At 60.8% G+C, this 7,421-nt stretch carries 8 protein-coding genes and 1 pseudogene; 4 read left to right on the top strand and 5 right to left on the bottom strand.

Going from position 1 to position 7,421, the window contains the following annotated elements; all coding sequences use genetic code 11:
- Positions 1 to 214: 214 nt before the first annotated feature.
- On the bottom strand, positions 215 to 1,525 hold the full coding sequence (gene urtA, locus ENZ74_RS15305; RefSeq protein WP_013531849.1) for an urea ABC transporter substrate-binding protein: 1,311 nt from the start codon (positions 1,523 to 1,525) through the stop codon (positions 215 to 217).
- 312 nt (positions 1,526 to 1,837) lie between these two features.
- Here urtA and ENZ74_RS15300 point away from each other — a divergent pair, with 312 nt between their 5' ends.
- A complete protein-coding gene (locus ENZ74_RS15300) occupies positions 1,838 to 2,251 on the top strand; it encodes a hypothetical protein (RefSeq protein WP_024503521.1) in 414 nt (137 codons plus the stop codon).
- Positions 2,252 to 2,316: 65 nt separating this feature from the next.
- Here the strand turns inward: ENZ74_RS15300 and ENZ74_RS15295 are convergent, their stop codons facing one another.
- The 3 genes from ENZ74_RS15295 to ENZ74_RS15285 all read right to left on the bottom strand — a co-directional run bounded on the left by ENZ74_RS15295 (position 2,317) and on the right by ENZ74_RS15285 (position 4,942).
- Positions 2,317 to 3,888, bottom strand: coding sequence for a GMC family oxidoreductase (locus tag ENZ74_RS15295; RefSeq protein WP_063167928.1), 1,572 nt, complete (start codon positions 3,886 to 3,888; stop codon positions 2,317 to 2,319).
- 46 nt (positions 3,889 to 3,934) lie between these two features.
- Positions 3,935 to 4,465: a Twin-arginine translocation pathway signal gene (locus tag ENZ74_RS15290; protein ID WP_063167927.1), complete on the bottom strand. Its 531-nt coding sequence runs from the start codon at positions 4,463 to 4,465 to the stop codon at positions 3,935 to 3,937.
- Between the two features lie 81 nt (positions 4,466 to 4,546).
- On the bottom strand, positions 4,547 to 4,942 hold the full coding sequence (locus tag ENZ74_RS15285) for a VOC family protein (protein WP_027161507.1): 396 nt from the start codon (positions 4,940 to 4,942) through the stop codon (positions 4,547 to 4,549).
- Between the two features lie 207 nt (positions 4,943 to 5,149).
- Here ENZ74_RS15285 and ENZ74_RS15280 point away from each other — a divergent pair, with 207 nt between their 5' ends.
- Positions 5,150 to 5,455 carry a ribbon-helix-helix domain-containing protein gene (locus ENZ74_RS15280; protein ID WP_063167926.1) on the top strand — a complete coding sequence of 102 codons (306 nt, stop codon included), beginning with the start codon at positions 5,150 to 5,152 and terminating at the stop codon, positions 5,453 to 5,455.
- A gap of 10 nt (positions 5,456 to 5,465) precedes the next feature.
- On the opposite strand, the gene ENZ74_RS15275 is transcribed toward ENZ74_RS15280, so the two are convergent.
- Complete coding sequence (locus ENZ74_RS15275; protein ID WP_063167925.1) at positions 5,466 to 5,903, bottom strand: VOC family protein; 438 nt, start codon at positions 5,901 to 5,903, stop codon at positions 5,466 to 5,468.
- 588 nt (positions 5,904 to 6,491) lie between these two features.
- Between ENZ74_RS15275 and ENZ74_RS15270 the strand changes: the two genes are divergently transcribed.
- Positions 6,492 to 7,118: a gluconate 2-dehydrogenase subunit 3 family protein gene (locus ENZ74_RS15270; RefSeq protein WP_244514297.1), complete on the top strand. Its 627-nt coding sequence runs from the start codon at positions 6,492 to 6,494 to the stop codon at positions 7,116 to 7,118.
- A gap of 2 nt (positions 7,119 to 7,120) precedes the next feature.
- A pseudogene (locus ENZ74_RS15265) lies at positions 7,121 to 7,421 on the top strand (GMC family oxidoreductase); the annotation flags it as partial.

The raw sequence follows: 7,421 nt of genomic DNA, 5'->3' as shown, positions 1-7,421 counted from the left end.
GCCCTTGGCCGTGGCGAATTTGGCGATGATGCCGCGCAGATCGGTTTCGCCAGCGCCCGATGACGACAGTGTCGCCAGCAGGAACAACAGCATCAAACCCGTGCGGATTAAGGTCATTGGTTTCTGGTAACCCCTGAAGGTTGAAGTGGGCGTCCGGACGGCGGAGGAAGCCGTCCGGACGCGCGCGGTCTGACTGGGTCAGCCCTGGGAGGGATCAGTTCGTGCCCTTGCCGCCGCACTTGCCGGTGGCAACATTAAAGTTGCCGCAGGACAGAGGCGCGCGCCAATCCGAGATCAGGTCCTTGGAATCAGGCAGATAGTCGGACCATTCGTCGCCCATCACCAGGCCCGGCGTGCGCGACACGGTCTCGAACTGGCCGTCGGCCTGGATTTCGCCGATCAGCACCGGCTTGGTGATGTGGTGGTTCGGCATCATCGTCGAATAGCCGCCGGTCAGGTTCGGCACCGACACGCCGATCATGGCGTCGATGACCTTGTCCGGATCGGTGGTGCCGGCCTTCTCGACCGCCTTCACCCACATGTTGAAGCCGATATAATGGGCCTCCATCGGGTCGTTGGTGGTGCGCTTGTCGTTCTTGATGAACTTGTGCCAGTCGGCGATGAACTTCTTGTTCTCGGGCGTATCGATGCTCTCGAAATAGTTCCAGGCGGCGAGATGGCCGACCAGCGGCGCGGTGTCGAGACCTGCAAGCTCTTCCTCGCCGACCGAGAAGGCCATGACCGGAATGTCCTCGGCCTTGATGCCCTGGTTGCCGAGTTCCTTGTAGAACGGCACGTTGGCGTCGCCGTTGACGGTGGAGACGACGGCGGTCTTCTTGCCGGCCGAACCGAACTTCTTGATCGCCGAAACCTCGGTCTGCCAGTCGGAGAAGCCGAACGGCGTGTAATTGACCATGATGTCTTCAGCCGCCACGCCCTTGGCCTTCAGATAGGCCTCGAGGATCTTGTTGGTGGTGCGCGGATAGACGTAGTCGGTGCCTTCCAGCACCCAGCGCTTAACCGAACCGCCGTCCTCGCTCATCAGATAGTCGACCGCCGGGATCGCCTGCTGGTTCGGCGCCGCACCCGTGTAGAACACGTTGCGCTCGCTCTCCTCGCCCTCATACTGGACCGGATAGAACAGGATGTTGTCGAGTTCGGAGAACACCGGCAGCACCGATTTGCGCGACACCGAGGTCCAGCAGCCGAACACCGCCGCAACCTTGTCCTTGGAGATCAGTTCGCGCGCCTTTTCGGCAAACAGCGGCCAGTTGGAAGCCGGATCGACGACCACCGCCTCGAGCTTCTTGCCGAGCAGGCCGCCCTTGGCGTTCTGCTCGTCGATGAGCATCAGCATGGCGTCCTTCAGTGTCGTCTCCGAAATCGCCATGGTCCCCGAGAGCGAATGGAGAATGCCGACCTTGATCGTGTCGTCGGCGGCCTTGGCCGGAGCCGACATCAACAGGCCGGCGGCGACCGCACCAGCCGAAAACATTTTTGTTATTGTCGAGAAATTACCCCTCATATTACGGACTCCCAAGCTAGTTGATTGCACCGCAACACTACAATGCAACCCCCATGCCAACCGCTCCAGCGATCCCGAAAGGGTACAAATAGTTCATAGATATCAGCGCTTTGGAACATAGGGCTTCCAAAACAAAGAGAGCCGGCCAGAAATCGATTGAGGGAAATTTGCGCAGCTTACACAGTTTTTGCCTAATTTTCGCTCATTCTCCCAGACTGCCTAGATTTTGATCTGAATAGCGGCGCCTTGGGCGACCGATGTTGCGGCGCGGTGCAAAAATAGGGCAAGCTCGCTCTTCAAACGAGCGACGTCATGATTTCAGGGATTTCACGCTTTTTCATCGGCATACTGCTTCTGGCCGCAGCAACCGGAGCCGCGCGAGCCGATTTCAGCGATGGCAAGATGCCTGACGGCACCTATCATTGCGAAGTGTACCTGCTTGGCATGTTCCTCAGCCTCGGCGACATCACCATCAAGGGGAACGTCTACAGCGGCCCTGTCTACACCAGCCTCGGCGGCTTCGGCCCCGCTCAGCAAGGGTACAACTACCAAATGGATGCGAACGGCGTGATTTCCTGGCTGGGACCACTGGGCGGCTACACCGCCGGCGGCAACTCGCTGTCGCTGACCCAGGCGACGCTTGACGGCGAAACCGTGCCCTCCTTCGACATCATCATGAAGCAACCCGACGGCGCCTTCACCGCATCGACCTGCACCAAGCAATAAGGGTGGCAAGAAAAAGGCGCGGAACCTTGCGGGTTCCGCGCCAGCAGTCCGTCGGGAGGATGTGACTAGATCGTCTTTGCCGACATCTGCGCGGCGATGTAGTCGGCCTGGCGGATCGCCAGCGACACGATCGTCAGGGTCGGGTTTTCGGCGGCCCCGGTGGTGAACTGGCTGCCGTCCGACACGAACAGGTTCTTGATGTCGTGCGCCTGGCCGTGCTTGTTGACGACGCCGTCTTCCGCTTTCTCGCTCATCCGATTGGTGCCGAGATTGTGGGTCGAGGGATAGGGCGGCGTCGGGAAGGTGCGGGTGGCGCCGACCGCATCGTAAAGTGCCGTAGCCTGTTTGTAGGCGTGGTTACGCATCGCCGTGTCGTTCGGATGGTCGTCGAAATGCACGTCGGCGATCGGCATGCCGTGTGCGTCCTTCTCGTCTGCATGCAGCGTGATGCGGTTCTCCGCGCGCGGCATGTCCTCACCGACGATCCACAGGCCGGCCATGTGGTCGTAGTGATCGAGTGCGGTGGTGAACGAGCGCCCCCAGGCGCCCGGATCGAGGAATGCGGCCATGAACGGCAGGCCGAGCGACAGCGTCTCGAACTCGTAGCCGCCCACGAACCCACGCGACGGATCATGCCGCGCCTCGTCGCGGATGATGCCGGCCATGGTGGTGCCGCGATACATATGCACCGGCCTGTCGAAGATGGCATAGACCGAGCCGGTGGTGTGGCGCATGTAGTTCTTGCCGACCTGGCCCGACGAGTTGGCAAGCCCATCGGGGAATTTTCCCGACGCCGAATTGAGCAGCAGCCTTGGGCTCTCGATCGAGTTGCCGGCAACCGCGACGATGCGCGCCTTCTGCTCCTGCAGCTTGCCGTCCTTGTCGGCGTAGACGACGCCGGTCACCTTTCCGCTGGCGTCGTGGTTGATCTTGATCGCCATGGCATTCGGCCTGACTTCGAGATGGCCTGTCGCCTCGCCCTTGGGGATCTCGGTGTAGAGCGTCGACCATTTGGCGCCCCATTTACAGCCCTGGAAGCAGAAGCCGGTTTGCTGGCAGGAATTACGATCGTCGCGATCGACCGAGTTGATGGCCATGTTGCCGGTGTGGCATTCCTTGTAGCCGAGCTCGTCGGCGCCGGCCTTCAACACCTTGAAATTGTTGTTGCCCGGCAGCCGCGGCCAGTCATTGGTGCCGGTGACGCCCATCTTGGCCTCGGCCTTGGCGTAGTAGGGCTCCATCTCGGCCAGCGTGATCGGCCAATCGAGCAGGTTGGCGCCTTCCAGTTTGCCATAGGTCGAGAGCGTCTTGAACTCGTGCTCCTGGAAGCGCAGCGAGGCTCCCGCCCAATGCGTGGTCGAACCGCCGACCGACTTGACGATCCAGGCCGGCAGGTTCGGAAAATCCTTTGCCACGCGCCAGTCGCCGGACGTGGTGCGCTTGTCGGTCCAGGCGAGCTGGGCGAACGAACCCCACTCGTCATTGACGAAATCCTCGTATTCGTGGCGCGCGCCGGCTTCCAGGATGACGACGTCGACACCCTTCTGGGCAAGTTCGTTGCCGAGCGTGCCGCCGCCGGCGCCCGAACCGATGATGACGACCACGCCGTCGTTGTTCAGATCAAATGAAGCTGCCATGGTTTCCTCCCATGATTTCTGTTTGCGGGTTCAGGAACGACGGAGCTCAGAGCCACTCGATGTCGTCGAAACCGCGCGCGATGTAGCCGCCCTTGGAATAGGACTCGCCCTCGTAGCCGAAGATCGGCCACACCTCTTTCTGGTTGTAGAGGCCGACCACAAGGCCGCCTCTGATGGCCTGGAAAAACGGCGTCGCCTCGATCTGCTTCAGCACGCCGACGCGCTGGTCCTCCCAGCCGAGGCCGCGATAGCCGCCGCCACCGGATTTCTTGTCGAGGTCGGCGATGCCATCCTCGAGCATCGCCTTGTAGGCGGCGTCCTTGCCGGCCTGCTCGTCATGACCTTTCACGGCAATGGCGTAGTATTTGTCCGGCACCTGATCGTGCGGATAGATGTCACGCGCCATCTGGATCAGCGTCGCCATGGTTTCGGGCTTGAGTGCCGATGTCTCGAGCCCCCAGGCATGTTCAGGGCTGATGACGGCGCTACCGGAGATGACGAGCAGCGCCCCGATGCCGCCGCGTTTGAGAAGCTCACGACGGGAAAGCCCGGGCTTCGCGTCATAGATCGTGACCATTTTATTCCTCCCTGCTTGCTATGTGCACTGTTGAGAGTGCGTTTGCTGGCGCCGCACCTGCCGGCGCGACTGCTATGTCTCCTATTGGAAGCGACCTCCGCGCTGCAGAACCTCGATCTTGTAGCCGTCGGGGTCCTCGATGAAGAAAAAGCGGGCGATCAGCGATCCGTCGCGGTTGAACTCGACGATCTTCTTCGGATTCAGGCCAAGCGCACCGAGACGGTCATGTTCGCTGTCGAGGTCGGCGACGGAGACAGCGAAGTGACCGTAGCCGTCGCCGAGCCCGTAAGCTTCCTGCCGATCCTTGTTCACGGTCAGTTCGAGCTCGAACCCTGCCTCGGCATTGCTGAGGTAAAGGAGCGTGAACGTCTCGAAATCCAGCCTGTCGGCGACATTGAGCCCGAAGGCGTTTCTGTAGAAATCGACCGATCGGGTCTCGTCGAGAACCCGGATCATACTGTGGATCGCCTTGGCCAAATTAGTCTCCGCGCTGGTGTGGAGGCGATTATGCGCGGCGCGGACAAAAGGTGGTGGCAGCCGGTTACCACGCCCGCAGCCGCGAACGGGACGAAAGTCCGATTGCCGGACCGGCAATTTTGCCCGAGAATACGTGTGGGGACAGGTCAAGCAGTATCAAACTGCACGCCGTCCACCCAAGACCAACAATCATGGGAGGTTTGTCGGATGTGCAGGGTGTTTGCGGGCCAGGACCCCGAAGGCTATCGCCAGATCAACCGCTCGATTCGCATCGACGGTCACTCGACCAGCATCCAGCTCGAAGCGACGTTCTGGGCGTTGCTTGACGAGATCGCCGAAAACCAGAACCTGACGACGCCGAAATTCATCTCCAAGCTCTATGACGAAGCCATAGAGATCAACGGCGCCATCCCGAACTTTGCGTCGATGCTGCGCACCACCTGCGCGCTCTATCTGCGCGGCCATCGGCCGGGGATGGATGAGCAGATGGTGCCGAAGCGGCAGGCCGCTTAGCGCATTGCGCTCAGCTTAGTTCTTGCGCGAGCCCTATGAGAAGCCCTCCGGGCCCTCGAATGTAGCAGAGCCGATACACGTCTCTATACTGGACAACTTCGCCTTCGAGCCGCGCACCGCGATTGCGGAGCCTTTCAAGCGTCCCCTCAATGTCGTCCACGGCGAACATGACGCGGAGGTAGCCGAGGGCGTTAACCGGGGCGTTGCGGTGATCCGAGACGGCAGGCGGCGTGAGGAAGCGGGACAGTTCGAGCCGGCTGTGGCCGTCCGGCGTCCGCATCATGGCAATCTCGACGCGTTGATCGCCCAGTCCAGTGACACGTCCGGCCCATTCTCCTTCGATCGTGGCCCGCCCTTCGAGCTCAAGGCCGAGCTCGCCAAAGAAACCAATCGTCTCTTCGAGGTCATCGACGACGATTCCTATGTTGTCCATCCGTTTGAGCGCCATGTGTTCAGTCTACAAGGCGTCGTCCAGGTCGTAAACTCATTAGGCTGCTTGCCAGCTGAGCAGGTATGATCAAGGGGTCCGGAACGCCTCGTGATACGTCGCGGTGGCGCCCTGGTGTCGACCACTACCTCGAACGCCAGCCGGTCTGTGGCTGTCCCTGATTCATGCCTGATGGCACGATGCTGTTTCTATCGGTCCAGTATCCGGCCGCGTATGCCAGGACGCTCTGCAAGAGGCGACGCTGCAGCCCAAGTTCCGGGCGAAAACCGGCTTCCAACAGCACAAGCAGACCTGATCGACAGTAGACCAAACCCTCGCTAACGATTTTGTGATGTGGTTGACGAGGTCATTTTCATCTCGCAGTCTATCGGCATTCGATCTGCGGCTTAACCTAACTATCGTTGTCATGAATACTTGGGAATCACTTCCCAAGCGTGCTCTCTTATTTTTGAGATTCCTAATATGAACCGTCGCAACCCTGTCCGAATGAATCGGCGTCTTTTCCTGTCCTCGGTCGCAATGTTTACGGCAACCGCGACATCGGCCGGTTTTGCGCGATCGTTCTCGGGCACTTTGCCCTGGACGCCAATGACATCCGATCCACCGACGCAGGTCGTGGCAGGCGGCTGGCACTTTTTCTCGGCCCAGGAAGCAGCTCTAGTCGAGGCGATCGTCGACCGCATCATTCCGGCCGACGAGCTCAGCATGGGCGGCAAGGAAGCCGGTTGCGCCGTCTATATCGACAGGCAGTTGATGGGGGCGTTCGGTGCGTCGAGCCGGCTTTACACGCAAGGCCCGTTTCTGCCTGGACTGCCCACCCAGGGCTATCAGGGCGAGGCCAATCCGGCGCAGCGTTACCGCACCGGGCTTGCCGCCATCGACGCTTTCCTGAAACAGCGGGACGGCAAGACATTCGTCGAGCTCGCACCGGCCGAACAGGATGCCTTCCTGACGGCTATGGAGGCCGGGAAGGTCGACCTGCCCAATGGCGTCAAGGGGCCGGGTTTCTTCGGGCTTCTGCTGCAGAACACCATGGAGGGGTTCTTTGCCGACCCCGTCTATGGCGGCAACAAGGACATGGTCTCGTGGCGCATGCTTGGTTTTCCAGGCGCCCGCTACGACTACCGCGACCATGTCAGCAAACACAATCAGCCATATCCGCAGCCGCCTGTCTCGATCATCGGGCGCCCCGAATGGCTCGGCAAAGGCGCCTGATCATGACCAAGATACTGCCTCGCAAAGACGTCGTGATCGTCGGCCTCGGCTGGACGGGATCCATTCTGGCCCACGAATTGACCGATCAGGGCCTGGACGTGGTGGCTATAGAACGCGGCCCCTGGCGCGATACGGCAACCGATTTCAACATCGGCTACGCGCAGGATGAGTTGCGCTACAGCATCCGGCGCGACCTCTTCCTGCAGCCCGCCGTGGAAACCATGACGGTGCGCAACGACCCATCGCAGAAGGCGCTGCCGATGCGCGATTTCGGCTCCTTCCTCCCCGGCAACGGCGTCGGCG

Source organism: Mesorhizobium sp. M7A.F.Ca.CA.002.15.2.1, assembly GCF_003998715.1.
Taxonomy (GTDB): Bacteria; Pseudomonadota; Alphaproteobacteria; order Rhizobiales; family Rhizobiaceae; genus Mesorhizobium; species Mesorhizobium ciceri.
The sequence above is the reverse complement of the archived record's forward strand: the minus strand, read 5'-3'. Positions and strand labels throughout refer to the sequence as shown.

Excerpts from the sequence above, each read along its gene's own strand:
- ENZ74_RS15275 (WP_063167925.1), bottom strand. The coding sequence starts at position 5,903 with ATGGCGCTCAAACGGATGGACAACATAGGAATCGTCGTCGATGACCTC.
- ENZ74_RS15280 (WP_063167926.1), top strand. The coding sequence starts at position 5,150 with ATGTGCAGGGTGTTTGCGGGCCAGGACCCCGAAGGCTATCGCCAGATC.
- ENZ74_RS15290 (WP_063167927.1), bottom strand. The coding sequence starts at position 4,465 with ATGGTCACGATCTATGACGCGAAGCCCGGGCTTTCCCGTCGTGAGCTT.
- ENZ74_RS15300 (WP_024503521.1), top strand. The coding sequence starts at position 1,838 with ATGATTTCAGGGATTTCACGCTTTTTCATCGGCATACTGCTTCTGGCC.
- urtA (WP_013531849.1), bottom strand. The coding sequence starts at position 1,525 with ATGAGGGGTAATTTCTCGACAATAACAAAAATGTTTTCGGCTGGTGCG.
- ENZ74_RS15270 (WP_244514297.1), top strand. The coding sequence starts at position 6,492 with ATGACATCCGATCCACCGACGCAGGTCGTGGCAGGCGGCTGGCACTTT.
- ENZ74_RS15295 (WP_063167928.1), bottom strand. The coding sequence starts at position 3,888 with ATGGCAGCTTCATTTGATCTGAACAACGACGGCGTGGTCGTCATCATC.